The organism is Kitasatospora sp. NPDC101235 (assembly GCF_044767505.1).
Taxonomy (GTDB): domain Bacteria; phylum Actinomycetota; class Actinomycetes; order Streptomycetales; family Streptomycetaceae; genus Kitasatospora.
The window spans coordinates 183,288-208,943 of sequence record NZ_JBIWNZ010000010.1 but is presented as its reverse complement, the minus strand read 5'-3'; the positions used below and the strand labels follow the sequence as shown (position 1 = coordinate 208,943).

Genomic DNA, 25,656 nt, shown 5'->3' with positions numbered 1-25,656 from the left:
TCCAGGTCAGCAGGCGCCGCTAGCTCAGTTGGTTAGAGCAGCTGACTCTTAATCAGCGGGTCCGGGGTTCGAGTCCCTGGCGGCGCACAGACAGTTGGGGAGCCTCTCGCAGCAGCGAGAGGCTCCCCGATTTTTTGGCCTCCGACGTCCGTTTTGCGTGTGATGTCGGTCTCGATTGGCGATCCGCCGGAGCCATCCGGCCCGTTCTGCTCGTCCAGGGCAGTAGAACCGGAATCGGGACAAAGGTCCCCAACCGCCGATGTCCCCGTCCGTGCAGGCTGCTTCGACGCGCCCGCAGGAAAGGCCGCGCTTTGTCCAGAAACGCCCAGAGCGGCCGTCGCACGCCGTCGATCAGCCTCCGCCCGGTCAAGCGGTTCAAGCGCTCCGCCGGCCCGGTCGGCGGGTTCGACGGCTCCGGCGGCAGGAAGCCGCGCCGTCCCAGGCGCACCGGCTGGCGCCGACTGATACCCACCTGGCGGATGACCCTGCTCGGCTTCGGCTCGGCACTGCTGCTCGGCATCGGCCTGTTCGCGCTGGGGGTCGCCCTGGTGAAGGTGCCGGACGCGCACGCCGCCGCGACCGCCCAGAGCAACACCTGGCTCTACTCGGACGGTTCGGTGCTCACCCGCACCGGCCAGACCAACCGGCAGAACGTCTCCCTGGACAAGGTCTCCCCCGCCGCCCAGCACGCCGCACTGGCCGCCGAGGACCGGAACTTCTACAACGAGGGCGCGGTCAACGTCCAGGGCCTGGTCCGGGCCGCGGTCAACACCGCCAAGGGCGAGGGCACCCAGGGTGGCTCCACCATCACCCAGCAGTACGTGAAGAACACGTACCTGAGCCAGAAGCAGTCGATCACCCGCAAGGTGAAGGAACTGTTCATCGCCATCAAGGTGGACGCCACCGAGAGCAAGGACGAGGTCCTCTCCGGCTACCTGAACACGTCCTACTACGGCCGTGGCGCCTACGGCATCCAGGCCGCCTCCCAGGCGTACTTCGGCATCGACGCGTCCGCCCTGAACCCCGCCCAGGGCGCCTACCTGGCCACTCTGCTGAACGCGCCGAGCGCCTACGACGTCGCCACCGCGACCGCGACGGGCAAGCAGAACGCCGTCAACCGCTGGAACTACGTGCTCGACGGCATGGTCAAGGAGGGCTGGCTCTCCGCGGACGAGCGGGCCAGGACCACCTTCCCGGACGTCCGGGACCCCCAGCCCAACCCGGGCCTGTCCGGCCAGGCGGGCTACCTGGTCGACGCGGCCACCCAGTACCTCACCTCCAGCGGGGTGATCAGCGAGACCGAGCTGGCCAAGGGCGGCTACACGATCAAGCTGAGCATCGATCCGGCCCGCCAGCAGGCCCTCCAGGACTCCGTCCAGGCCCAGCTGCGCGACACCCTGAACCCGGACAAGCGGAAGGCGGACGCGGCCGCCCAGGCCGGCGCCGCCTCCGTGGACCCGAAGACCGGGGCGGTCGTCGCGCTGTACGGCGGCGCCGACTACGTGAAGCACTACGTCGACAACGCCACCCGGCGCGACTACCAGGCCGGCTCGACCTTCAAGGCGATCGCGCTGGCCGCCGCCCTCGAGAACGACGCCAAGACCCAGGACGGCCGCACCATCACCCCGCGCACGGTCTACGACGGCACCAGCGGCCGGAAGGTCCGCGGCGGCAAGGGCACCCCGTACGCGCCGCCGAACGAGGGCGACAAGAGCTACGGCCAGATCACTCTGCAGCAGGCCACCGACTGGTCGGTCAACTCCGCGTTCGCGCAGCTCGCGCAGGACACCGGGCTGCAGAAGGTCAAGGACACCGGCATCGCGCTGGGCCTGCCCGGCAACACCCCGGGGCTCGACGCGGTGCCCTCCATCCCGCTGGGCGCGGCCACCCCGAGCGTGCTCGACATGGCCGGCGTGTACGCCACGCTGGACAACGGCGGCAAGCAGATCACCCCGTGGCTGGTGCAGTCGGTGGACCGCGAGGGCGACGCCGTGACGCTGCCCGCGCACAAGACCACCCAGGCGATCAGCGCGGACACCGCCAACCAGGTCACCTCGATGCTCCAGGGCGTGGTGAACGACCCGGGCGGCACCGGCTGGCGGGCGAAGGCGCTCGGCCGCCCGGCAGCGGGCAAGACCGGCACCACCGACGACCAGAAGTCCGTCTGGTTCGTGGGCTACACCCCCGAGCTGGTCACCTCGGTCGCCCTGTTCGGCCAGGACCCGGGCAACGGCTCCCAGGTCAGCCTGAGCGGCGTCGGCGGCATCGACGGCGCGGCGGGCGGCCAGTACCCGGCCCAGATCTGGACCAGCTACATGAAGGCCGCGCTCAAGGGCCAGCCGGTCGGCGACTTCCCGACCCCGGCCGACGGCGACTTCTCGGGTGCCGCCGACCTGCCGACCACCCCGAGCACGCCGAGCAGCACCCCGTCGACGGGCGCCCCCACCGGCGCGCCGAGCACCGGCCCCACCACGGCGCCGGGCGACGGCTCGGGTTCGATCCCGCCGGGCGGCACCGACGGCGGCACGACCACCGCTCCGACGGCTCCGCCGACCACCCAGCCCAGCACCCAGCCCACCCGGCCGCCCCGGCCCACCTCGCGGCCGACGCCGACCACGCAGCCGACCACGGCCCCGACCACGCAGCCGACCGCCCCGCCCGCGGGCGGGCCGGACACGCTAACGGGGGCGGGTGCCTCGTCCGGCTCCAGGGGCTGACGGCCCGGGGCCGGCGGTCCGGGGTCGGCGGTCCGGGGCCGGCGGGGGCACCCGGGACACCGTCCGGGATCGGGTGAGTGCGCCACTCCGCACAGTTGAGGGCAGGACCAAACGACGGAATGGCGCCTTACCCGGTCATCGGCACGGCTGTCACAATGCGGCGGTGTACAGATCAACGGCCTCGCCCACCCTCCCTTCGGGCAGAACCCTCGGCCTCGGCCTCGCGCTGGTCTCCGCATTCGCCTTCGGCGGCTCCGGCACCGCGGCCAAGCCGCTGATAGAGGCCGGGCTCTCCCCCCTGCACGTGGTGTGGCTCCGGGTCACCGGGGCGGCGGTGGCGCTCCTCCCGGTCGCTTACCGGCACCGGGACGCCGTACTGCGCCGCCCCGGCCTGCTGCTCGGTTTCGGCCTGATCGCCGTGGCAGGCGTCCAGGCCTGCTACTTCGCGGCGATCTCCCGCATCCCGGTCGGCGTCGCCCTGCTCATCGAGTACCTCGGGCCGCCGCTGCTGCTCGGCTACGTCAAGTTCGTCCAGCGCAAGCCGATCACCCGCGGCGCGGCCATCGGAGCCGGCGTCGCGGTGGCCGGGCTGGCCTGCGTGGTCGAGTTCTGGAACGGTCTGAGCTTCGACGTGCTGGGCGTGCTGTTCGCCCTCGGCGCGGCCTGCTGCCAGGTCGGCTACTTCGTGCTCGCCGACGCCGGCCGGCGCGGCGACCGCCCGGTCGACCCGCTCGCCGTCAGCGCGTTCGGACTGCTCATCGGCGCCGTGCTGCTCACCGCCCTCACCCGCCCGTGGCGGGCCGACTGGAGCCTGCTCGGCGGGTCGGTGGCGATGAACGGGCACACCCTGCCCGCGTTCCTCCCGGCCGCGTGGATGGTCCTGATCGCCACCGTGCTCGCCTATCTGACCGGCGTGATCGCGGTCGGCCACCTCTCGCCGCCGATCGCCGGGGTGGTCGCCAACCTGGAGGCGGTGGTCGCCGCCGTGGCGGCCTGGGTGCTGCTCGGCGAGCACCTCGGGCTGCCGCAGATCGCGGGCGGCCTGCTGGTGCTGACCGGCGCCTTCGCGGCGCAGGCGAGCAAGCCCGCGCAGGCAGGCGCGGGTTCACCGACCGGCGGCCGTGGAACTGCCGAACCTGGAACTGCCGAACCTGGAACCGCCGAACCTGGAACCGTCGGGCCGGGAGCTGCCGAAGCCGGGGCTCCCGGCCCGATGACCGCCGAGCGTGGGGTCAGCGGCCGGTCCAGCCGAACCAGTCGAGGTGATTGAGCGGCCACACGACGGCCGACACCGGGCCGACCACGTTGTCCACCGGCACGGCACCGCCACCCGGGCCGTGCTGGTGGTAGCGGGAGTCCGCCGAGTCGCTGCGGTGGTCGCCCTCGACCCAGACGTAGCCCGAGGGCACCTTCACCGGCCCGAAGTCCAGCCCGGCACAGGAGTCGTCCCCGGGGTGCAGGTACGGCTCGTCGACCTTCCGCCCGTCGACGGTCAGTGTGGTGCCCTCGCACTGCACGGTCTGGCCACCGGTCGCGATGACCCGCTTGACCAGGTAGTTGTCGTCCTTCGGCGGCACCAGACCGACGAAGCTGAGCGCCGAGCTCACGGCGTTGGTGAACGGGTTCGGGTCGGTGGGCTGCGGCGGCAGCCAGCTCCCCGGGTCCTTGAACACCACCGGCTGCCCCGGCTCCGGCTCCCAGCCGGTCAGCGGCGCCAGCTTGTTCACCCCGACCCGGTCGCCGATCCGCAGGGTGTTCTCCATCGAGCCGGACGGGATGGTGAACACCTGGAACAGACAGGTCTTGATCAGCAGCGCGACCACCAGGCCGACCGCCGCCATCACCGGCAGCTCGATCCACCACGGCCTGGGATGCCGGCTCGGGCGGCCCGCCTTGCGGCCGCGCGAACCGCGCGCCCGGCGGCGGGCCTCGGCGCGGCCGCCCGACACCCCATGGGCGTTCGACGCGGAATCGCTGGGGGCTCCGCTGGGCGTTTCGGGCAGGTTCACCGCCATCGTCGCTGCTCCACCTCTCCGGCTGGGGGAAACCTGCACGCTACGCCAACCGTGGAGCCTGGCGAAATCGGTCATTTAGCCTCCGCCGACATCACCGGGTGCCCCGGGGGGCCGCTCGGGGCCCGTCCGGGGAGCGCCCGGGGACCGACCCCGGAGTCGCTCCGCCTTCGGGCGCGGCCCTCGGGCCCGGGGTTCAGGCGCGTGGCCCTCGGGTTTCGGGGTTCAGGCGCGCGGCTCCGGGCCCGGGTTTCAGGCGCGGGCGATGGCCTCGTGGTGGCGGATGACCTCGGCGATGATGAAGTTCAGGAACTTCTCCGCGAAGACCGGGTCCAGCTTCGCCCCCGCCGCCAGCTCCCGCAGCCGCTTGATCTGGGCCCGCTCGCGCGCCGGGTCGGCCGGCGGCAGCTTGTGCTCGGCCTTGAGCCGGCCGACCCGCTGGGTCGCCTTGAAGCGCTCGGCCAGCATGTGGACCACCGCGGCGTCGATGTTGTCGATGCTCTCGCGCAGGCTGGTCAGCTCGGCCCGTACGGCGTCGTCGATCCCCTCGGGCAGACTGGCGTCGGGGGTCGTGGAGTGGTCCGTCATCGGGGCGGCTCCCGGTGTCTGGAGTGGGCGCCCGACCGTACGGCGGCCGGGCTCGGGCCCGGGCAAATCTAACAGGGCCCCACTCCGGCCCCGCACCGTCGGACTGAACCGTCCACGATCCGGACAGCAGCACGGAACCGCCGCCGAACGCCGCGCCCCGCCCGACCACCGCGGCGTGACGCGCCGGACCAGCGCGGCGCGACGCACCCGACCGCCGCGGCGCACACCGGACCGGGTAGGGCTCTGCCCGTAGGCTGGGGTGTGCATGACCGAAAGTGACCGCTCGAACACTCCCTCGGCAGCGCAGCAGGCAATGCAGCAGTCCCCAGTGATGGAGGTACCGATCGTGGCAACCACCCGCACCGCCCGTACGGCCTGGAAGGGCAACCTCGTCGCCGGCCAGGGCCAGGTGACCTTCGAAACGTCCGGGATCGGCACGTTCCCGGTGTCCTGGCCCTCCCGCGCCGAGCAGGCCAACGGCAAGACCAGCCCGGAGGAGCTCATCGCCGGCGCCCACTCGGCGTGCTTCTCGATGGCGCTCTCCCACGGCCTCACCGGGGCCGGCACCCCGCCCGCCACCCTGGAGACCCAGGCCGACGTCACCTTCCAGCCGGGCGAAGGCATCACCGGCATCCACCTGACCGTCACCGGCGACGTGCCGGGTCTGGACGAGGCCGGCTTCGTCAAGGCCGCCGAGGAGGCCAAGGCCAACTGTCCGGTCAGCAAGGCCCTGGCCGGCACCACCATCACGCTCACCGCCAAGCTGGCCTGAGCTGCCCTCCTCCTCCTCCTTTCTCCGCCGCCCCTTCCGGCTCCCTCCGGCTCCTTCCGCCCCTCCGCTCCCGGCCCGCTCCGCTCCACTTCCGGCGCGCGACCGGCGCCCAGGGGCGCGGCTTCGGCGCACGCGCCCCCGGTGCACATCATGTGATGTGCACCGGGGGCGTCTGCACGTACCGCCATTCATGATCACAAAGCGGGCGAATCACTCTGGCGGCGGTCACCGCGCGTTGCCGTCGCGGCCTATGATCGGCCGCAGCGCCCTGTCCTTCAGGCGGGTCCCCGCGCACCGGCGCCCCACGACGGGCGGCCCCGCAGCGGACCGACTCCGAGGACCGCGACAGAGTGCGGAGCCGGCCGCCGGGTCCCGACTGGCCGGCCGAACCATCGTCAAGCGTCAGCAGCGGACGGGAGCATGCCGTGCCGGGCCAGAACGAGGGGGCCGACGCACACCACCCGGGCGTGCGGCACGAGGAATCACCGCGCCACCGCCACCTCGCCTCGCCGGTCCTGGACCCGGCCTCCGGATCCGCGGGCGGGCCCGTCGGCGGACCGGTCGCCGGACCGGCCCCTGGAGCCGCCACCGCCCTCAGCGCCTGCGGGACGCTGGCGGAGCCCGAGCTGCTGCTCTGCCCCACCTGCTCGGCCCCGCTCACCGGCGACGCCCACCGGGGCCGGGGACTCATCGGCAACGGCCCGGCGGACGGCGGCACCGGCCTGGAGGGCGTCGGCACCGACCGGCTGCTGGCCGCGCTGCGGGCCAGCGAGTCCCGGTTCCGGGCCGCCTTCTGCGACGCCGTCATCGGCATGGCCCTGATCGATGCCGAGGACCGGATCATCGAGGTCAACCCCGCCTTCGCCGCCCTGATCGGACGGAGCGTCGGCGAACTGGTCCGCACTCACCTGCACGAGATCATCGACCCGGAGGGCATGCCGGACCGGCTCTTCTCCGAACTCGTCCGCGGGGAGCGGGAACGGTTCCGCGTGGAGAAGCAGCTCAAGCACCGCGAGGGCCACACGGTCTGGAGCAAGGTCACCGTCTCGCTGATCCGGGACGGTGCCGGGGAGCCGCTCTACACCCTCGCGCTGGTGGAGGACATCACCGAGCAGCGCCGGCTCGGTGACCGGCTGGAGTACCAGGCCCTGCACGACCCGCTGACCCGGCTGCCCAACCGCGCCTACTTCTTCGAACGCCTCGACGCCGCCTGCCTCGCGCCGACCGACCAGCCGGGCCCGGTCGAGTCCTCGGACGAACGCCGGGTGGGGGTCTGCTACCTGGACCTCGACGGCTTCGCGGCGATCAACGAGGCACTCGGCCACCACATCGGCGACCAGCTGCTGATCGCCGTCGCCACCCGGCTGCGGCGCGGGTTCGACGGCCGCGACACCCACCTGGTGGCCCGGATGGGCGGCGACGAGTTCGCCGTCCTGGTCACCGACAGCCTGGGCAGCGAGCAGCTGACCGAGCTTGCCACCCGGATCCTGGAGGTGCTGGAACGTCCCTTCGACGTCGCCGGGCACCGGCTGGTGATCACCGCCAGCGTGGGCGTGGTCGAGCGGTCCGTGCACGAGACCACCCCGACCGACCTGGTCAAGGACGCCGACGCCACGCTCTACTGGTCCAAGGCCGACGGCCGCGCCCGCTGGACCCTCTACGACCCGGACCGCGGCGCCCACCAGCTCACCCGGCAGCTGCTCGCCACCGCGCTGCGCCCCGCCCTGGAGCGCGGTGAGTTCACCATCGAGTACCAGCCGCTGGTCGGCCTGGCCGACGGCGCCGTGCACGGCGCGGAGGCGCTGGTCCGCTGGCGCCACCCCGGCTACGGGACGCTCTCCCCGGACCGTTTCATCCCGCTCGCCGAGGAGACCGGCGCGATCGTGCCGCTCGGGACCTGGGTGCTGGAGGAGTCCTGCCGCCAGGCCCGGCAGTGGCTCACCGAGTTCCCCGAGACCGAGACCTTCGTGAGCGTCAACCTGGCCGCCCGCCAGATCTGGGACTCCGACATCGTCGCCGACGTCGCCCGGGCCCTCGAACGCACCGGCCTGCCGGCCCGGCTCCTCCAGCTGGAGATCACCGAGAGCGCCCTGCTCGGCCCCGGCGGCCGCCCCCTCCAGGCCCTCCAGGCGCTCGCCGACATGGGCGTGCGGATCGCGATCGACGACTTCGGCACCGGCTACTCCAACCTGGCCTACCTCTCCCGGCTGCCGGTGCACGTGCTCAAGCTGGACGGCACCTTCATCGAGGGCTTCCGCGAGCCCGCCCCGGCGGACCGCCCCGGCCTCCCGGAGCTCGGCTCCCGCCGCAGCGACGCGGACGAGCAGATCGTCGGCGCGATGGTGCAGCTCGCCCACACCCTCGGCCTGACCGTCACCGCCGAGGGCATCGAGAGCGCCGCCCAGGCCGAGCGGCTGCGCCTGACCGGCTGCGACACCGCCCAGGGCTGGTACTTCGCCCGCCCCGGCGAGGCCGAACTGGTCGCGGCCATACTCCGCGAGGGCCGCCCCGCCCTGGACGGCCGGTAGCCGCGGGGCCGGGGCGGAGCGGAGCAGGCCCGTGGGCCGTCAGTCCCGACGGCCGGTCAGGCCGTCGCCGTCAGGCCGTCGCCGTGAGGCCGTACGCCTCGGCGATCAGGCCGTACGAGCGCAGGCGGGCCTCGTGGCCGTGGATGTGCGAGGTGACCATCAGCTCGTCCACGCCGGTCCGCTTGCGCAGGGCCTCCAGCCCGTCGGCGACCCGGCCCGGGTCACCGAGCACGACGTTGTCGAGCCAGCTGTCGATGAAGTCCGCCTCGACCGGGCTGTACGGGTACTGCTCGGCCTCCTCCGGGGTGGGGATCGGGCCGGGGTTGCCGCGCCGCAGGCGGAGCATGCCGAGGGCCGCGGAGCGGGCGAGCCGCCGGGCCGAGGGCTCGTCGTCGGCGGCGACCGCACTCACGCCGATCAGCGCGTACGGCTCGGCGAGCACGGCGGAGGGGCGGAACGACGACCGGTAGAGGTCCAGCGCCGGGATGGTGTTGGCGCTGCTGAAGTGGTGGGCGAAGGCGAACGGGAGGCCGAGGCGGCCCGCCAGCTGGGCGCTGAAGCCGGAGGAGCCGAGCAGCCAGACCGGCGGGCGGCCCTCGCCCTTGGGGACGGCGCTCAACCGGGCGTACGGGTGGCCGTCCGGGAAGTCGCCGTCGAGGAAGTGGGTCAGCTCGGAGAGTTGCTGCGGGAAGTCGTCCGCGCCTTCGGTGAGGCCGCGGCGCAGCGCCCGGGCGGTGGCCGGGTCGGTGCCGGGGGCGCGGCCGAGTCCGAGGTCGATCCGCCCGGGGTGCAGGGCCTCCAGCAGGCCGAACTGCTCGACGACGGCCAGCGGGGCGTGGTTGGGGAGCATGACGCCACCGGAGCCGAGCCGCAGCGTCGTGGTGTTGGCCCCGAGGTGGGCGAGCAGGACGGCGGGGGTGGAGCTGGCCACCCCGGGCATGCCGTGGTGCTCGGCCACCCAGAAGCGGTGGTAGCCCCACTGCTCGGCCCGACGGGCCAGCTCGGTGGTGGCGGCGAGGGCCTCGCCCGGCGTGTAGCCGACGCCGACGGTGGCCAGGTCGAGGATCGAGAGCGGAGCGGGTGCCGTTCCGCGGGCGGTGCCGCGGATCGCCGCGCCGACCGTCGGCCCGTCCCCGCGCTGCTGCTGGTCCTCGGTGGTCATCCCGTCCGCCCTCCTGGCTGCCGTCCTTGAGCCGGCCGTCGTGGGCGACCGCACGGTCCCGGGTGGCCCGCCGGTCGCTGTCGCCGACCGGGGTCAACCACGGCCGGGGGCTCGCTGTTCCCGCCTCCGGGGTGTCGTCCGGCCACGGTCCGGGCGGGTTTCGGCCATTCCGGACGGAAGTCCGACCGACCGCCCGGCTGACGGAGAGCCAGCGGGCGAACACGGTTGGCGACTTCCCGCCGGCGCCGGAAGTCGCCAGCGCCAGGTCTCGCGACAGGGGGCCGGCGTCCGGCAGGCTGGGGCTCAGGAGCGGGTCGCCGAAGGGGATCCGCACTCCACCAGCAAGATCGTCGGGCTGGACCAGCACTGGACGATCACTGCGAGCCCTCGGCGCGGCACCCCGCCCCGGGGGCTCGTTCCGGTTGCGGCGGCCCTCTCCCGCCCGGATGCCACTCGCCCCGGCCGGCCCGGGCCCGTGGTTCGCCACCTCGGGGCGCGGCCGGAATCAGTGGCCGTGACCCCTGCCATACCGGGGTGCTTCATGGCATGAAAAGTCGAGGCGCTAGCGTTGACTCCTGCAGCCACCTGCTCCCCCGGGCGGCCTGGAGGGAGTAAAGGGCCTTGAACTTCGTGGCGGCGATCGGATCCTCGTGGATCTGCGCGCTGGCGCTCGTCGCCGTGCTCGGGGACGCCCTCCTTCCGTTCATCCCCAGCGGGACGCTGGTCATCCTGGCTGTGCTCAAGACCGCGCAGATCGACGGTGCGCCCCTGATGCTCGGACTGGGCGTGGCAGTGGCCTCCTTCCTGGGCGACCTCCTGTTGCTCAACCTGGCCCGGCGCGGTGCCCCGGCGCTGCACCGCCGGCTCGCCCGGCGCCCGAAACTGGCGGCCAGCGTGACCCGGGTCCAGCAGGCCCTGGTCGAACGCCCCCACGGCGCGGCCGCCGCGATGGTGGTGATCGCACGGTTCGTCCCGGCCGGACGGACCGTCCTCAACCTGGCCATCGGCCACTCCCCCGCCCATCCGCACCGGTTCCTGCACTGGTCGGCGCTGGCGGCGCTGGTCTGGGCCGCCTACATCGTGACGCTGGGCTGGCTGAACAGCCACTGGTTCAACACCGCCTGGTTGAGCCTCGTGGTCTCCTGCGCGGCGGCCACCGCCATCAGCACCGCGATCGCGCGCATGGTGCGCCGCACCCGGCGGCTCGCCGCCCTCTGACGGTCCGACCGGCATCCCGGCGGCCGGTCCCGACCGACGGCCGGTCCCGACCGGCCCGCCCCTTGCCGACCGTCCCGCACACGGCCGGCTGTCCCGCACACGGCCGAGCCACTGCGGCCGAGCCACTGCGGCCGATCCGCTCCGGTCGGGCCACTGCGGCTGAGACGCTCCGGTCGGCGCGCACCCTTTGACGGGCTTCGGGCCGCCCAGCCCTGCAAGGGGCAAAAGTTTTCCCAAAAGGGCAACCAACCGGGCCGAACACCGGCGAACTCGGACGGGGCGCCGGCTGACCGGCGGTACCGTACTGCCCGGGCCGCACGGGGTGGAAAGCGTCACAGGACGGCAACAGTCGGCGCATCCTCGCAGCCCAGCCGGATGCGCCCCGCGTGTTGAGAGTCGTCAGCGCTCGGGCGACCTTCGTGGCCACTGTGGCGACATGACATGCTAACGGCGAAATATTCATCAATTGCCCGATTTGACCGGTGCGGCTGCGGCCCGCCCCCACCACCGGCATCGGCACCCAGGGGAGACCATGACCAGCATCTCGCGCAGGACGGTGCTCAGTGCAACCGCTGCGACCGCGGCCCTCGCCGCGGTCACGGCCTGCTCCAGCGGCGGATCCGGCTCGGGCCAGGACTCCACCTCCCCCGGTCCCGGCGGCGCGAGCACCGCTCAGGGCGGCGGTGCCGGCGACCCCACCCAGACGGTGGTGCCCAAGGGCCCCCCGATCGGCGACGGTTCCAATGCGGACACCGGCCCGCAGCCGAAGCAGCCCAAGCCCGAGAAGCTCAAGCCCGGCGAGCGGCCGCCGCAGTTCGTGGTCTTCTCCTGGGACGGCGCGGGCGGCACCGAGGACGGCCAGTTCCCCCGCTTCCTGAAGCTGGCGGAGCAGTACAAGGCCACGATGACCTTCTTCCTCTCGGGCATCTACGCCCTGCCCAAGGGCAAGGCCGACCTGTACCACCCGCCGAAGCACTCGGTCGGCGCCTCCGACATCCCGTACCTGTCGGACGGTGCGGTGAAGAGCACGCTCAAGCTCATCAGCCAGGCCTGGCTGGCCGGGCACGAGATCGGCACCCACTTCAACGGGCACTTCTGCTCCAGCCGTCCGGACAAGAACGGGGTCAACATGTGGACCCCCGAGGACTGGCAGAGCGAGATCGACCAGGCGATAGGCTTCGTCACCCAGTGGCGGACCAACACCGGCTTCACCGACGTCGACCCGCTCCCCTTCGACTACAAGAAGGAGCTCATCGGCGGCCGCACCCCGTGTCTGGAGGGGCAGAAGGCGCTGCTGCCGACCATCGCCAAGCTGGGCTGGAAGTATGACGCCAGCTCCTCGGGCGGCCTGCAGATATGGCCGCAGAAGGTGCAGGACGGCAAGGTCTGGGACTTCCCGCTGCAGTCCATCCCGTTCCCCGGGCACACCTTCCAGGTCCTGTCGATGGACTACAACATCCTGGCCAACCAGTCCAAGGGCAGCACCAAGGGCGACCCGGCCATGTACGGCGAGTGGCGCACCCAGGCCGCCAATTCCTACCTGGCGGGTTTCGAGCGTGCGTACAACAGCAACCGTGCGCCGTTCTTCATCGGCAACCACTTCGAGCAGTGGAACGGCGGCATCTACATGGACGCCGTCGAAGAGGCCCTCAAGGCCATCGCGGGCAAGCCGGAGGTCCGGCTGGTCTCCTTCAAGCAGCTCGTCGAGTGGCTGGAGGTGCAGGACCAGTCCACCCTGCGCAAGCTGCGCTCGCTCAACGTCGGCCAGGCGCCGGCGGGCGGCTGGGAGAGCTTCCTCGGCGCGGCGGGCTGACCCGCCGAAGGGCGGAGCCACGGGCACCGGCACCGGCAGGCGGGGGCTGGAACCCCGCCGGCCGCTGCCGTCCCGGTCGGCTCCCGCGGCCGTCCGACTACCCGGCGGTGAGGGCGTCCGCGAGCAGGAGGCGGACGATGCGGTCCGCCCCGGCCTCGCCCCAGAGGATCGAGTAGTGGTTGGTGTCCGGCACCGGCGAGGCGGGCACCCGCTCCGGGTCCAGGCCGGCCAGCCCGATCCGCTCGTGGTCGTAGAGGCCCTGCGGCTCGTCGAACAGGCCGCGCTCGGCCCAGAGCAGTTCGGCCGGGCAGGGCAGCCGGCGCACGGCGGCGGCCGCGTCCTCGTCCAGCAGGACCTGGGAGCCGTCGGTCTGCACGGCCTCCAGCACGCAGGACGAGTGCAGTTCGGGCTCCGCGCCGACGAGGTCGCGCTGGGTGTAGGCGTCGATCCCCTCGGTCCACTCGTCGGCGAAGGCGGGGTGTCCGCGCCAGAACTCCCGGTACGCGTCCCGGTCCGGGAAGGTCATGGACAGCCGGGCCAGCGCGGGACCGAGCACCGCGGCCAGGGCGTCCTCCTCGCGGACGCCCTCCGGCAGCGGGAAGGTCAACGCTCCGTCGACCAGCAGGACGCGGTGGACCAGGTCGGGGTGCCGGACGGCGGCCAGGGCAGTGACCCAGGCCCCCATCGAGTGGCCGACCACCGTGACGGGCCCCGAGCCGAGCGCGTCGATCAGCGCAGCCACGTCGTCGGCATGCCGGGCCAGCCCGTACGGCCCGGCGACCGTGCGGCTGGCACCGCGGCCCCGCAGGTCGGGCGCGAGCAGGGTGGCCCGCCCGGCGATCCGGCGGGCGACCTCGTACCAGGCGAGGCCGTTGGCGGTGATGCCGTGCACCGCCACGATCGTCGGGGCCTGCGGGTCGTCGGCGGGCCAGCGCAGGACGGCCAGGTCCCCACCGGGCACGGGGACCGTCAACTCCTCGGGCTTCAGCGGCGACTGGCTCACGCGGGGGTACCTCCGGTGGGTCGGGCGGCTCCGAGGCCGGCCTGCGCCGGAGCGGAGCGGCCGGATCGGGCGGATCGGATGCGGGCAGGCAGTCTAGCCAGGCCGCCGGGCAGCAGGTAGACCACGGCGACGAACAGGGCACCCAGCAGGAACAGGGGTTGGGAGAGCGGCACGCGCAGCGCCGCAGGCAGGTCGGCGACGGTCGACGAGTTGGCGAGGTCGCCGAGCCGGTGGCTCGCCCAGGTGTACAGGACACCGCCGAGCAGCGGCCCCCAGCGGGTGCCGGAGCCACCGAGGACGACCATGACCAGGAGCGCGAGCGTGGCGTCCGAGGTGGCGGCCTGCGGGGTGGCGCCACCGGTCAGCAGCAGGTAGACCACCCCGCCCAGCCCGGCGAGCCCGCCGGCCAGCACGAAGGCGACCAACTTGTAGCCGTAGGGCCGCAGTCCGAGCACCTCGACCCGGCGCTCGTTCTCCTTGATGCCCTCCCAGACCCGGCCCATCGGCGACTTGACGGCCCAGTGGACCGCGGCGGCCGTCAGCACCAGGTAACCGACGGCGATCCAGTAGAGGTTGGCGGTGTTCTCGATCCCCAGCAGACCGGCGGGCAGCAGGTCGGCCGGGGCGGAACGGCCCTCCTCGCCGCCGGTGACGCCACCGGGGTTGCGCTGGACGAGGATCGAGCCGGCCTGGGCGAAGGCGAGGGTGACCATGGAGAAGCCGATGCCGGTGACGCGCAGGCTGACCGAGCCGAGCAGCAGGGCCAGCAGCACCGAGCAGGCGACACCGAACACCGCGGCGGCGGCGAACGGCAGTTGCAGCTCCAGCATGCCGAGGTCGGTGGCGTAGAGGCCGGTCGCGAAGTAGAGCGCGTGGCCGAAGGAGAGCAGTCCGGTCCGGCCGAGCAGGAGGTCGTAACCGGTGGCGAGGGCCCCGTAGAGCAGGCACAGGGCGAGCAGCTGGAGGCTTCCGGGGCTGCCGAGCGGGCCGTCGAGCAGTCCCGGGACGGGAAGCGCACTGTATGGGGCGACAAGGAGCGTGATCAGCAGAGCGATCGGCCACCAGCGTAGCGCTCTGTGCACGCCTGTCCAGCGATAAGTGACTGAATCACCTGTTCGAGGGATGGCGCCGGACTCGGCCTTGTGTTCACAATGGGTCGCGGCAAGGCCGGTGTCAGTCCCCCTTGCCACAGTGGCGGTGTCGGCGGAGCTGGTGTCAGTCCCCTCTGTCGGCATGGTGGTCACGGCAGGGCTGGTGTCAGTCCCCCCTGCCGGAGCGGCGGCGCTGCGGCCGGCCGCGGGGCCACCGGTGCTCGTGATCGGTGTTTCGGCGCTCACGCGAGCCTCCCGGTGAGTCCACGGGGTCGGACGAGAAGCAGCACGGCGAGCAGGACGACGACCGAGAGGTCGCCGAGCCCGGCGCCGGTGTAGTAGTTGGCGAACTGCTGGACGAGGCCGACGCCCACCGAGGCGACGGCGGCTCCGGTCACGGAGCCCATGCCGCCCATCACCACGACGACGAAGGCGAAGATGAGCAGGCCGGTTCCCTGGCCGGGGTTGACCGAACCGAAGTAGAGGCCGCCGAGGGCGCCGCCGAGCGCGGCGGCCGCCCCGCCGAGGGCGAAGACGAGGGTGAACGCCTTCCGGACGTCGATGCCGAGCGCCGTGACCATCGCCCGGTCCTCGACGCCGGCCCGGACGATCAGCCCGTAGCGGGTACGGGCGAGGAACAACCGAAGAGCGAGCAGCAACAGTGCGGCGGCAGCCACCAGCACGAAGCGGTTGACCGGGACGGTCGCACCGAGCACGTGCCAGGTGCCGGACAGCAGTTCCGGCTGGGGGAAGGGGCGGGAGTCCGCGCCCCAGATCCCCATGAGCAGGGCGGGTACGGCGAGCCCGACCCCGACGGTGGCGAGGATCTGGTCGCGCGGGCGGCTGTAGAGCGGCCGGATCAGGAAGAGCTCCAACAGGACGGCTGCGGCCGTTCCGACCAGGGTGCCGAACGGCACCGCGAGCCAGAAGGAGAAGCCGGCCTCGGTGCCGGCCCACCAGGTGGCATAGGCGCCGATGGAGAGCAGGGCGCCGTGCGCGAAGTTGAGCACGTCCATCAGACCGAAGATCAGCGACAGACCGGAGGCGACCAGGAAGTACAGCGCACCGAGACCGAGTCCGGTACAGGTAAGGAGGACGACGGTGTCCATCAGGGCTTCACCTCGGCGGTGACGACGGGGGCGGCCGGGGAGCCGGCGGGTCGGGTCCCGCCGGCGAGCGGGTGACGGGAGCCGACGCCGAGCAGGCGGCGGGCAGCTTCCTCGTCGGCCAACAGCTCGGCGGTGTCGCCGCGGTGGGCGGTACGGCCGTCGGCCAGGACGGCGCAGGTGCCGGCCAGCCGGCGGACGAGGGCGAGGTTCTGCTCGACCAGCAGGACGGGCACGGCCTCGGCCGCACGCGCCAGCACCTCGGCCACCTCGGCGACGATCTTCGGGGCCAGGCCCTTGGTGGGCTCGTCGGCGATGATCAACCGGTTGCGGTTGAGCAGCGTCCGGCCGATCGCCACCATCTGCTGCTGGCCTCCGGAGAGCGTCCCGGCCAACTGTCCGGCCCGCTGCTTGAGTTCGGGGAAGAGCTCGTGGACAAGCGCGTAGTTCGGTTCACCGGCATCGCCCCCGCTCCCGGCGGCGCGCTCGGCGAGGCGGAGGTTCTCGGCGACCGTCAGGCCGGCGAAGATCCCCCGGTCCTCGGGCGCGTAGCCGATGCCATGGCGAACGACCAGATGCGTGGGAAGGGAGGCGAGTTCGGCACGCGAGAGCCGGATGCTTCCGGTGCGGGGCACCAGGCCCATGACGGCCTTGACAGTGGTGGTCTTGCCGGCGCCGTTGCGGCCCAGGAGCGCGGTCACCCCGGCGGGGGCCACGTCGAAGTCGACGCCGTGCAGGATGTGCAGCCCGTCGATGACCACCCGCAGATCGCGGACGGAGAGGAGGGGTTCGGCAGCCGGCGGCAGCGAGGAGGATGAGTGCGCCGAAGGGGACGGGCGCTGAGCGGAGAACGGAGAGGAGGTCACAACGCCTCACCCAGGTAGGCCTGTTGCACGGTCGGGTCGGCCATCACGGCCTCGGGGGTGTCCAGGGCGAGCAGGGTGCCGTGGTGCATCACCGCGAGCCGGTCGGCCAGGCCGAGCAGGACGTCCATGTGGTGCTCGACCATCAGGACGGTCCGGCCCAGGTCACGGTGCACGGAGCGGATCAGCTCGGTGAGGGCGGGCACCTCCTCCGCGCTGACACCGGCCATCGGCTCGTCCAGCAGGATCAGCCGGGGCTCGGAGACCAGCAGGACGGCCAGCTCCAGCTTGCGCTTCTCCCCGTGCGAGAGCGCACTGGCCAGGGTGTCCGCGCGATGGGCGAGATCGGTGCGTTCCAGGGTGTCGGCCAGCTGCTGCTCGTAGCGGTCGGCGCGGCGCCAGAGCCGGTACGAGGCACGCGGCCCGGCCGCCGCCTGGGCGGCCAGGCGGACATGGTCGGCGACCGTCATCCCCGGCCACAGGGAGGAGGTCTGGAAGGTGCGGCCGAGCCCGCGGCGGGCCCTGCCGTGCACCGTCTCGGCGGTGATGTCCGCACCGTCGAGGTGGAGGCTGCCGTGCGTCGCCGGGTAGATGCCGGAGATCAGGTTGAAGAGGGAGGTCTTGCCGGCGCCGTTGGGCCCGATGAAGGCGATGAACTCGCCTTCGCCGACCGAGAAGGAGACGTCCTCGACGATCGGCACGCCGCGGACGGCCCAACCGAGCCCGTCCAGACGCAGCACCGGAGAGGAGGACGAAGGGGACGGAGCGGAAGGAGCGGAGGCGGTACGGGCGGACATCCGGATCAGCCCGCCATCGGAGTGACCGGGGGCGCCGCCTCGTCCGCGGTCAGGGTCTTCTCCACCGAGGGCTTGGCGGCGGCACCGGTTCCGGTCAGCCGCACCTGGAACATCGGCTGGAGCAGGGCGTGGTCCTCGGCGCGGACGGTGGTCTTCCCCTTCACCCCGTCGAAGCTCCAGCCCTCCAGGGCCTTGACCAGGGCCGAGGTGTCGTCGGCGGAGCCGTGGCTGGACTCGACGGCGTGCACGATCATCTGGGCGGCGGTGAAGCCGTCCGGGGTGAAGATGTCCGTCTTCCCTCCGGCGGCGGTGACGGCCTCGGACATGGCCTTCTCCACCGGGGTGCCGGCGGCGCCGTCGAAGTAGTGGTTCAGGAAGGAGATCTTCTCGCCGGCCGTGCCGAACAGCGGGTAGGAGGCGGCCAGGTCGAGGCCGGTGACGACCTTGGTGTCGGCGAACACGTCCTGCTGGTTGAGCGCCGTCCACAGGGCCGAGGCGGTGTCGCCGGCCCAGGCGACGAACAGCAGGTCGGGCTTGGCGGTCTTGGCCTGGGTGGCGAAGGGGGTGAGGTCGGTGGCGCTCGGCGGGGCGAGCACCTGGTCGACCGTCGCGCCCTCGGCGCCGAGCACCGCCTTCACGGCGGCCACGTTGGCCTGGCCGAAGGCGTTGTCCTGAGCGAGCACGGTGACCTTCTTGCCCTTGGCGTCACCGACGAACGAGGCCGCGGTCTTGATGTCCTGGTAGGACTGGCGGCCGGAACGGAAGGTGTACTTGTTCAGGCCGGTGGCCTTGTCGGCGGCGGCCGGGCCGCTGATGAAGAGCACCTTGTTCTGGGCGGCGATCGGGCCGACCTGGAGGGCCACACCGGAGGCGGTGGAGCCGGCCAGCACCTTGTAGCCCTTGCCGATCAGGTCCTTGGCCGCGGACACCGCCTTGGCCGGGTCGCCGGCGTCGTCCTGCTCCTCGAACTCGATCTTGTGCCCGTCGACCGCGCCGGTGCCCTTGGTCGCGTAGCTCAGGCCGGCCTTGAAGCCTTCCAGGTACTGCTTGCCGTAGGCGGCCAGCGGTCCGGTCTTGGAGTACACCAGGCCGACCTTGATCGGGCCCTTCGATCCACCGTCCGCCGCGTTCGTCCCGGCCGTGCCGGCCTTCGCGCAGCCGGAGGCGAGCAGGACGCAGGCCGCGAGGGCGGCGAGCTTCCGGGCCGGGCCGCCGGTCAGGGAGTCGCCCAGGCGGGCGCCGGAGGCGGTCCTGGAGGGGGTTGTCGAGCTGCGCATGGTGACCGACTCCTGAGGTACGGCGGGGTGGATGCGGGAACCGTAGGTGTGCGGTGGGGGCGGCGATATGTGCCCGGTCGACGTATCAGACCGTCAGGATGTGGCTCCGGCCGACATACCGTCGGCCCGTCGCCGTCCTCCGGACGTCCGGGTGTGGCCCGCCGACACGGCTCCGCTCCCACCCATGGGGGTGGCCGCCATGGCTGCGCCGGCCCCTGCCCGGTGACGGTGGAGGGGCGCGGAGCCCGTCCGACGGCAGCCACCCCAGCGGCATGCCCGACCCGGTCCGGCCCAGGCAGGACCCCAGCCCGGCCTGGGCCGGCCGCGGGCTCCGTGCGGTTCCCGAGCCCGCCGGCCCCCTCCCCCTGCCACGCACTGCCCCGCCGCTCCCTCCCTCCGCCGCTCCTCACGACCAGCCCCTCCTCACAGCCAGCCCTCACGACCAGCCCCTCCTCGCAGCCACCCCTCACGTCCGCCCCTCCTCCCACTCCTCACGAGGTGATCCCTTGGACAAGGTCCTGGACTCCCCCGCCGACGCGGTCGGGGACATCCCCGACGGCGCGGTGCTGGCCGCCGGCGGCTTCGGCCTCTGCGGCATCCCGAGCACGCTGATCGGCGCCCTGGTGGACGCCGGCGCCACCGGACTGCGGGTGGTCTCGAACAACTGCGGGGTGGACGACTGGGGGCTGGGCCTGCTGCTGCGGGCGGGCCGGATCGCCCGGATGACCTCCTCGTACGTCGGGGAGAACAAGGAGTTCGCCCGGCAGTACCTCTCCGGCGAGCTGGAGGTGGAGCTGACCCCGCAGGGCACGCTGGCCGAGCGGCTGCGGGCGGGCGGCGCCGGCATCCCGGCGTTCTTCACCCCGGCCGGGGTCGGCACCCAGGTCGAGGAGGGCGGGCTGCCCTGGCGCTACGCGGCCGACGGCTCGGTGGCCCTGGCCTCCCCGCCGAAGGAGGTCCGGGAGTTCGGCGGCCGCCGGTACCTGCTGGAGGAGGCGATCACGGCGGACTTCGCGCTGGTCCGGGCCGAGGTCGCGGACCGGCACGGCAACTGCGTGTTCCACGCCGCCGCGCGGAACTTCAACCCGCTCTGCGCGACGGCGGGCCGGATCACCCTGGTCGAGGCGGACCGAATCGTCGAACCGGGCGAGCTCCCTCCGGACGCGGTGCACCTGCCCGGGGTGTACGTCGACCGGGTGGTGGCCTCCGACCCCGGGGACCGCCGCATCGAGCGCCGGACCGTCCGCCCCGCACTCCAGGAGGCCTGACCGATGCCCACCCCGACCACCACCGCACCCACCCCCACCGCACCCGGCCCAGCCACCACCGCACCCACCCCCTCCCTGGACCCGCGCAACGCCCTGGCTGCCCGCGCCGCCCGCGAGTTGCGCGACGGCCAGTACGTGAACCTGGGCATCGGCCTGCCGACCCTGATCCCCAACCACCTCCCGCCGGGCGTCGAGGTGGTGCTGCACTCGGAGAATGGCATCCTCGGCGTCGGCCCGTACCCGGAGGAGGGCACCGAGCACGCAGACCTGATCAACGCCGGGAAGGAGACGGTGACGGTCGCCCCCGGCGCCTCGTACTTCGACTCCGCCTTCTCCTTCGGCATGATCCGCGCCGGGCGGATCGACGTCTCGGTGCTCGGTGCGATGCAGGTGTCGGCCGCCGGGGACCTCGCCAACTGGATGATCCCCGGCAAGATGGTCAAGGGCATGGGCGGCGCGATGGACCTGGTGCACGGGGCCCGCCGGCTGATCGTGGTGATGGAGCACACCGCCCGGGACGGCTCGCCGAAGATTGTCGAGGAACTGTCACTTCCGGCGACCGGCCGTGGAGTTGTGGACCGGATCGTCACCGACCTCGCGGTGGTCGACGTGACCCGGGAGGGGCTGCGGGTGGTGGAGACGGCACCGGGCGTGGACTTCGCGGACGTCCAGGCAGCGACCGGCGCCACCCTGCTGCCCCCGCTCTGACCAGCCCGGTCCCGCACCGACAGCCGGACCGCCTCCAGCCCGGTCCCGCACCGACAGCCGGACCGCCTCCAGCCCGGTCCCGCACCGACAGCCGGACCGCCTCCAGCCCGGTCCCGCACCGACGGCCGGACCGCCCCACGGGGCGGTCCGGCCGTTTCGCTGCGCCCCCGCAACCTCCCTCCGCCGCCTCCGGGTTCAAACGGATCGCCGGGGCCGGAGCGAATTCGCCGCAATAGCATCAACGCCCGCCGGATTGGCCGGGAACCGCGGCATCTTCATGCCTGCGCGGCGTCGATCTCCCCGATTGGTTGCGATCACCGTTGCGCTCAGGGAGAGTTGAGGAGGCCAAGGATCCCGACGTGCCCGGAGGGGAAGCCGGAAAGCACATCGGTATCCCGGATTCGAGGCCACCGGGCCGACGTACAACCGAACCGGACGCACACGCCGAATGTGCTGGACAGCCCGGGAACTGCCCGAGAACCGCAGGGGCCGAGGTAGCGAAGCAGGGCGCGAACTCCGGGGGGAGCAGCTATGACCACGCCGTTCTCGCGACGAAAGGGCGTCGGAACGGCCCACGGGCGAGGTGACGGACAGCTGGACGAAGCGGCCCTGAGGTCCGTTCCCGTACCCGAAGCCCCCTACGACTACGGCCACTTCAGCCGCCTCGCCGGCCCGGCGCACGACCCGGGCGAGGACGACGACCTCGGTGGCGGCGTCTACTGGCCCGAACCGGCCGCACCGCACGGCTCCACACCCGGCGCCCTGTACGCCCCGGCACCAGGCGCGCCGTACGAACCCGCCCCGGCCGCCCCGTACGAACCGCCACCCGCGGCCCCGTACCGCGTCCGGTACCGCAGCCTGCTGCGCCGCGAGCCGCACCGGATCCGCGCCGCCCTGCTGCTGATGGCCGCCCCCGTGGTGGAGGCGGTGCTGCTGGTCTGGCTGCTGCTGCCGGAGCACTGGCCCGAGCGGCTGGACGAGACGAACACCCTGGTGCTGCTCGGCGACAAGGTGATGATCGGCATCATCGCCGTCGTCGAGGTGTTCCGGCTGGTCAACGTCATCTCCAACACCCACGCCACGCTGGTCGCCCGCGACCCGGTCCCAGTGACGCCGGAGCCGGGCACCCGGGTCGCCTTCCTCACCACCTGCGTACCGGGCAAGGAGCCACCGGAGATGGTCCGGGCCACGCTGACCGCGGCCCGCGCCGTTCGGCACGACGGACCGTACGACGTCTGGCTGTTGGACGAGGGAAACGATCCTGCAATGCAGGCGCTCTGCGCCGAGCTGGGCGTGCACCACTTCAGCCGCGCCGGCCGGCCGCACTGGAACCAGCCGAAGGGCCGGTTCCGCGCCAGGACCAAGCACGGCAACTACAACGCCTGGCTCCAGGCCCACGGCGACGACTACGAGTTCTGGGTGTCCGTGGACACCGACCACGTTCCGCTGCCGGACTTCTGCGAGCGGATGCTCGGCTACTTCCGCGACCCCGACGTGGCATTCGTGGTCGGCCCCCAGGTGTACGGGAACTACCGCAGCTCGGGCTCGGCCGTCACCAAATTCTCCGAGAGCCAGCAGTACCTCTTCCACGCCCTCATCCAGCGCGCCGGGAACCGCTACGGCGCGCCCATGTTCGTGGGCACCAACAACGCCGTCAGAATCCGTGCGCTCCAGTCGATCGGCGGGTTGTACGACTCCATCACCGAGGACATGGCGACCGGTCTGGAGTTCCACCGGAGCCGAAACCCGGAGACCGGAGAACGCTGGAAGTCCGTGTACACCCCGGACGTGCTCGCGGTCGGCGAAGGGCCGTCCTCCTGGACCGACTTCTTCTCCCAGCAACTGCGCTGGAGCCGCGGCACCTACGAGACCCTGCTCACCCAGTACTGGCGGGTGCTGTGGCAGCTGTCGCCCGGGCGACTGCTCAACTACTCGCTGATGGTGGGCTTCTACCCCATGGCGGCGCTCACCTGGCTGCTCGGCGGCCTGTCCAGCGTGCTCTACCTGGTCTTCGGCGCCTCGGGCGTGCACGTCTCCTCGGAGATCTGGATGATGCTCTACAGCGACGCCGCCGCGCTCCAGCTCCTGCTCTACACCTGGAACCGCAAGCACAACGTGAGCCCGCACGAACCGGCCGGCTCCTCCGGGGTCGCCGGCATGGTGATGTCGGCGCTCTGCGGTCCGGTCTACGCAGCCTCGCTGCTCCAGGCGCTGGTGCGCCGCCGCAGCCGCTTCGTGGTGACGCCGAAGGGCCGCTCGGCCAGTACCGACCGCCTCGGCACCTTCCGCTTCCACCTGTTCTGGACGCTGGTGTTCGGCTGCGCGATCGCCGCGTCCTACGTCACCGGCTACGACCACGTCGCGATGCGCACCTGGGCCTGGATCGCCCTGGTGCTCACCCTCCTGCCGGTCCTGATCACCGCCGGTGACGCCGTCCGCCGCCGCCGGACCCGCCCCACCGCCACCCTCACCGTCACCGGCGGCCCGGCGGCCGCCCCGACGGTCGTCCTGGAGAAGCGCCGCCCGCGCCACGCCCGCGACCCCCGAGCCGCCCGGCTCACCGGACGGGCCCGGCCCGTACCGCCCGCCCAGCCCGTACCACCCGCCCAGCCCGTACCACCCGCCCGGCCCGTACGAACCGCATCCGACCACGCCGGCAGCGGCACACCCGCCCACTGAACAGAGACACCCACTGAACAGAGCCGCCCGCTGAGGACCCACGCCCACCGAGCAGAGCCACCGAGCAGCGCCCGCCCCCGACCGCCTCCCGAGGGAGCATCCATCGTGAAGATCCACAAGGCCGGCCGCACCAAACGCCTCGCCCTCGGCAGCACCGTCGCACTGACCGTGGCCGGGATGAACGCGCCGGCCGTCCTCGGCTTCGCCTCCGAGCAGTACCACCACTACGTGATCAACCGCCCCGAGTACAAGGCGCAGTACGGCCACTGGCAGACCCTGTCGCTGCCCGCCGAGTTCCGGGTCAACGCCGTGCACGCGACCCTGCTGCGCACCGGCAAGGTCCTGATCGTGGCCGGCTCCGGCAACGACGAGAAGCAGTTCAACGCTGGCACCTTCAAGAGCCTGCTCTGGGACCCGGCCAGGAACACCTACAAGATGATCCCCACCCCGGCCGACATGTTCTGCGGCGGCCACACCTCGCTGCCGGACGGCCGCGTCCTGGTGGCCGGCGGCACCCAGCGTTACGAGAAGCTGGCCGGTGCCGTGAAGAAGGCGGCCGGCATCATGCGGGTGCGCAACGAGAGCCCGGAGCGCGACCGGACGTTCCCGAAGGGCACCGTCTTCGTCGCCCCGAACGGCCACGAGTACGCCAGCACCGCTGCGGTGACCGTCCCGGCCGCGACCAAGACCGGCTCCGGAAAGCAGACCGCGGTCACCGCCGGCGAGCAGCACGTGTACGTGGAGGCGGTCGGCCCGGGCCCGGACTACGTCTCCGACTCCCCCGCCCAGTACCGGATCAAGGGCCTGAGTGGCACCGAAGCCCACAACCTGTACGGGCAGAACGAGAAGCTGACCCTGGACAAGCAGGAGTACCAGGGCATCCGCTCCGCCTTCGAGTTCAACCCGGACACCGAGCTGTACGAGCCGGTCACCGACATGGCCCACGCCCGCTGGTACCCGACGCTGACCGGGCTGGGCGACGGCCGGGTGGTCACCGTCTCCGGGCTGGACGACACCGGGGAGATCCTCAGCGGCAACGACAACGAGATCTACGACCCGAAGACCAAGTCCTGGTCCAAGGGCCCCGACCACTACTTCCCGACCTACCCGGCGGTCTTCCTGACCGCGTCCGGCAAGCTCTTCTACTCGGGCTCCAACGGCGGCTACGGCCCCGGCGACAAGGGCCGCGAGCCCGGCGTGTGGGACCTGTCGAACGGGGCCTTCCAGCCCGTCCCCGGCCTGCGCGACCCCGGCCTCACCGAGACCTCCTCCTCGGTGCTGCTGCCGCCCGCGCAGGCGCAGAAGGTGATGGTGCTGGGCGGCGGCGGCGTCGGCGAGTCCCCGCTGTCCACGGCCCGCACCGACATCGCGGACCTCTCCGCCGCCAGGCCCGCCTTCACCCCGGGCCCGGACCTGCCGGCCGGCGGCACCCGCTACCTCAACAGCGTGATCCTCCCGGACGACACCGTCTTCACCACCGGCGGCTCCAGCGGCTACCGCGGCCGGGGCGACAGCGACCTGCTCAAGGCGCAGGTGTACCACCCGGATTCCAACAGCTTCAGCACCGCCGCCGAGCCGGCCGTCGGCCGCAACTACCACTCCGAGGCGCTGCTGCTGCCGGACGGCCGGGTCGCCGTACTGGGCTCCAACCCGCTCTTCGCGGACAAGGCCGAGACCCAGCCGGGCGGCTTCGAGCAGCGCATCGAGATCTACACCCCGCCGTACCTGTACCACGGCGACCGCCCGCAGCTCGGTGCCGTTCCGCAGGCGGCCAGGCTCGGCACCACCGTCGACGTCGGCGCCGCCCGGCCGGAGGCGGTCGCCACCGCCAAGCTGATCCGGCCGAGTTCGGTCACCCACGTGACGGACGTCGAGCAGCGCTCGGTGGCCCTGGACATCGCCGGACGGACGGCGGACGGCGTCTCGCTCACCCTGCCCGGCAACCCCGACCTGCTGCCGCCGGGCTGGTACATGCTGTTCCTGACGGACGCCGCCGGGACCCCGTCGGTCGCCCGCTGGATCCAGGTCACCGCATAGGACGCCAAGGCCCGCAT

19 protein-coding genes and 1 tRNA gene are annotated in these 25,656 nt (G+C 72.6%); 11 read left to right on the top strand and 9 right to left on the bottom strand.

The window, feature by feature from the left end:
• Positions 1-13 precede the first annotated feature (13 nt).
• The 3 genes from ACIRRH_RS19195 to ACIRRH_RS19185 all read left to right on the top strand — a co-directional run bounded on the left by ACIRRH_RS19195 (position 14) and on the right by ACIRRH_RS19185 (position 3,987).
• A tRNA-Lys gene (locus tag ACIRRH_RS19195) sits at positions 14-87 on the top strand.
• A 224-nt stretch (positions 88-311) separates the two neighbouring features.
• A complete protein-coding gene (locus ACIRRH_RS19190; protein WP_403068410.1) occupies positions 312-2,717 on the top strand; it encodes a transglycosylase domain-containing protein in 2,406 nt (801 codons plus the stop codon).
• Between the two features lie 163 nt (positions 2,718-2,880).
• Complete coding sequence (locus ACIRRH_RS19185; protein ID WP_403068407.1) at positions 2,881-3,987, top strand: EamA family transporter; 1,107 nt, start codon at positions 2,881-2,883, stop codon at positions 3,985-3,987.
• Here ACIRRH_RS19185 and lepB read toward each other — a convergent pair.
• The gene (gene lepB, locus ACIRRH_RS19180) at positions 3,950-4,732 is read right to left on the bottom strand and encodes a signal peptidase I (protein ID WP_403068404.1); all 783 of its coding nucleotides are present in this window, start codon (positions 4,730-4,732) and stop codon (positions 3,950-3,952) included. The genes ACIRRH_RS19185 and lepB overlap by 38 nt on opposite strands.
• Positions 4,733-4,981: 249 nt before the next feature.
• Positions 4,982-5,317 carry a chorismate mutase gene (locus ACIRRH_RS19175; protein WP_224279001.1) on the bottom strand — a complete coding sequence of 112 codons (336 nt, stop codon included), beginning with the start codon at positions 5,315-5,317 and terminating at the stop codon, positions 4,982-4,984.
• Between the two features lie 346 nt (positions 5,318-5,663).
• On the opposite strand from ACIRRH_RS19175, the gene ACIRRH_RS19170 reads away from it, so the two are divergent.
• Positions 5,664-6,089 carry an OsmC family protein gene (locus ACIRRH_RS19170; RefSeq protein ID WP_403068401.1) on the top strand — a complete coding sequence of 142 codons (426 nt, stop codon included), beginning with the start codon at positions 5,664-5,666 and terminating at the stop codon, positions 6,087-6,089.
• Between the two features lie 425 nt (positions 6,090-6,514).
• The gene (locus ACIRRH_RS19165; protein ID WP_403068398.1) at positions 6,515-8,617 is read left to right on the top strand and encodes a putative bifunctional diguanylate cyclase/phosphodiesterase; all 2,103 of its coding nucleotides are present in this window, start codon (positions 6,515-6,517) and stop codon (positions 8,615-8,617) included.
• Positions 8,618-8,687: 70 nt separating this feature from the next.
• On the opposite strand, the gene ACIRRH_RS19160 is transcribed toward ACIRRH_RS19165, so the two are convergent.
• On the bottom strand, positions 8,688-9,779 hold the full coding sequence (locus ACIRRH_RS19160) for an LLM class flavin-dependent oxidoreductase (protein WP_403068395.1): 1,092 nt from the start codon (positions 9,777-9,779) through the stop codon (positions 8,688-8,690).
• Between the two features lie 630 nt (positions 9,780-10,409).
• Between ACIRRH_RS19160 and ACIRRH_RS19155 the strand changes: the two genes are divergently transcribed.
• Entirely contained in the window at positions 10,410-10,997 is a 588-nt protein-coding gene (locus ACIRRH_RS19155; RefSeq protein ID WP_403068589.1) for a DedA family protein, read from the top strand.
• A 532-nt stretch (positions 10,998-11,529) separates the two neighbouring features.
• Positions 11,530-12,810, top strand: coding sequence for a hypothetical protein (locus tag ACIRRH_RS19150; protein WP_403068392.1), 1,281 nt, complete (start codon positions 11,530-11,532; stop codon positions 12,808-12,810).
• 97 nt (positions 12,811-12,907) lie between these two features.
• Here the strand turns inward: ACIRRH_RS19150 and ACIRRH_RS19145 are convergent, their stop codons facing one another.
• The 6 genes from ACIRRH_RS19145 to ACIRRH_RS19120 all read right to left on the bottom strand — a co-directional run bounded on the left by ACIRRH_RS19145 (position 12,908) and on the right by ACIRRH_RS19120 (position 18,947).
• Complete coding sequence (locus ACIRRH_RS19145; RefSeq protein WP_403068389.1) at positions 12,908-13,813, bottom strand: alpha/beta fold hydrolase; 906 nt, start codon at positions 13,811-13,813, stop codon at positions 12,908-12,910.
• Entirely contained in the window at positions 13,810-14,937 is a 1,128-nt protein-coding gene (locus ACIRRH_RS19140) for a branched-chain amino acid ABC transporter permease (RefSeq protein ID WP_403068586.1), read from the bottom strand. The genes ACIRRH_RS19145 and ACIRRH_RS19140 overlap by 4 nt, the downstream gene beginning before the upstream one ends.
• Before the next feature lie 209 nt (positions 14,938-15,146).
• On the bottom strand, positions 15,147-16,013 hold the full coding sequence (locus ACIRRH_RS19135; protein WP_224279012.1) for a branched-chain amino acid ABC transporter permease: 867 nt from the start codon (positions 16,011-16,013) through the stop codon (positions 15,147-15,149).
• Positions 16,013-16,816, bottom strand: a complete 804-nt coding sequence (locus ACIRRH_RS19130; RefSeq protein WP_403068583.1) for an ABC transporter ATP-binding protein — start codon at positions 16,814-16,816, stop codon at positions 16,013-16,015. Before ACIRRH_RS19130 ends, ACIRRH_RS19135 begins: the two co-directional genes overlap by 1 nt.
• A 56-nt stretch (positions 16,817-16,872) precedes the next feature.
• Positions 16,873-17,670, bottom strand: a complete 798-nt coding sequence (locus ACIRRH_RS19125) for an ABC transporter ATP-binding protein (protein WP_403068385.1) — start codon at positions 17,668-17,670, stop codon at positions 16,873-16,875.
• A 5-nt stretch (positions 17,671-17,675) separates the two neighbouring features.
• Positions 17,676-18,947: a substrate-binding domain-containing protein gene (locus ACIRRH_RS19120; RefSeq protein WP_403068382.1), complete on the bottom strand. Its 1,272-nt coding sequence runs from the start codon at positions 18,945-18,947 to the stop codon at positions 17,676-17,678.
• Between the two features lie 506 nt (positions 18,948-19,453).
• Between ACIRRH_RS19120 and ACIRRH_RS19115 the strand changes: the two genes are divergently transcribed.
• From ACIRRH_RS19115 to ACIRRH_RS19100, 4 genes are all read left to right on the top strand, one after another.
• The gene (locus ACIRRH_RS19115) at positions 19,454-20,215 is read left to right on the top strand and encodes a CoA transferase subunit A (RefSeq protein ID WP_403068379.1); all 762 of its coding nucleotides are present in this window, start codon (positions 19,454-19,456) and stop codon (positions 20,213-20,215) included.
• Between the two features lie 3 nt (positions 20,216-20,218).
• Positions 20,219-20,923, top strand: coding sequence for a 3-oxoacid CoA-transferase subunit B (locus tag ACIRRH_RS19110; RefSeq protein ID WP_403068376.1), 705 nt, complete (start codon positions 20,219-20,221; stop codon positions 20,921-20,923).
• A gap of 531 nt (positions 20,924-21,454) precedes the next feature.
• Positions 21,455-23,602: a glycosyltransferase family 2 protein gene (locus ACIRRH_RS19105; RefSeq protein WP_403068373.1), complete on the top strand. Its 2,148-nt coding sequence runs from the start codon at positions 21,455-21,457 to the stop codon at positions 23,600-23,602.
• Positions 23,603-23,707: 105 nt separating this feature from the next.
• Positions 23,708-25,639 (top strand): galactose oxidase-like domain-containing protein, encoded by a 1,932-nt coding sequence (locus ACIRRH_RS19100; protein ID WP_403068370.1) that lies wholly within the window; start codon positions 23,708-23,710, stop codon positions 25,637-25,639.
• Positions 25,640-25,656: the final 17 nt, after the last annotated feature.

Bases quoted from the DNA above. Each gene is read 5' to 3' on its own strand.
- ACIRRH_RS19120 (WP_403068382.1), bottom strand. From the start codon at position 18,947: ATGCGCAGCTCGACAACCCCCTCCAGGACCGCCTCCGGCGCCCGCCTG.
- ACIRRH_RS19110 (WP_403068376.1), top strand. From the start codon at position 20,219: ATGCCCACCCCGACCACCACCGCACCCACCCCCACCGCACCCGGCCCA.
- ACIRRH_RS19135 (WP_224279012.1), bottom strand. From the start codon at position 16,013: ATGGACACCGTCGTCCTCCTTACCTGTACCGGACTCGGTCTCGGTGCG.
- ACIRRH_RS19150 (WP_403068392.1), top strand. From the start codon at position 11,530: ATGACCAGCATCTCGCGCAGGACGGTGCTCAGTGCAACCGCTGCGACC.
- ACIRRH_RS19105 (WP_403068373.1), top strand. From the start codon at position 21,455: ATGACCACGCCGTTCTCGCGACGAAAGGGCGTCGGAACGGCCCACGGG.
- ACIRRH_RS19175 (WP_224279001.1), bottom strand. From the start codon at position 5,317: ATGACGGACCACTCCACGACCCCCGACGCCAGTCTGCCCGAGGGGATC.
- lepB (WP_403068404.1), bottom strand. From the start codon at position 4,732: ATGGCGGTGAACCTGCCCGAAACGCCCAGCGGAGCCCCCAGCGATTCC.
- ACIRRH_RS19160 (WP_403068395.1), bottom strand. From the start codon at position 9,779: ATGACCACCGAGGACCAGCAGCAGCGCGGGGACGGGCCGACGGTCGGC.
- ACIRRH_RS19125 (WP_403068385.1), bottom strand. From the start codon at position 17,670: ATGTCCGCCCGTACCGCCTCCGCTCCTTCCGCTCCGTCCCCTTCGTCC.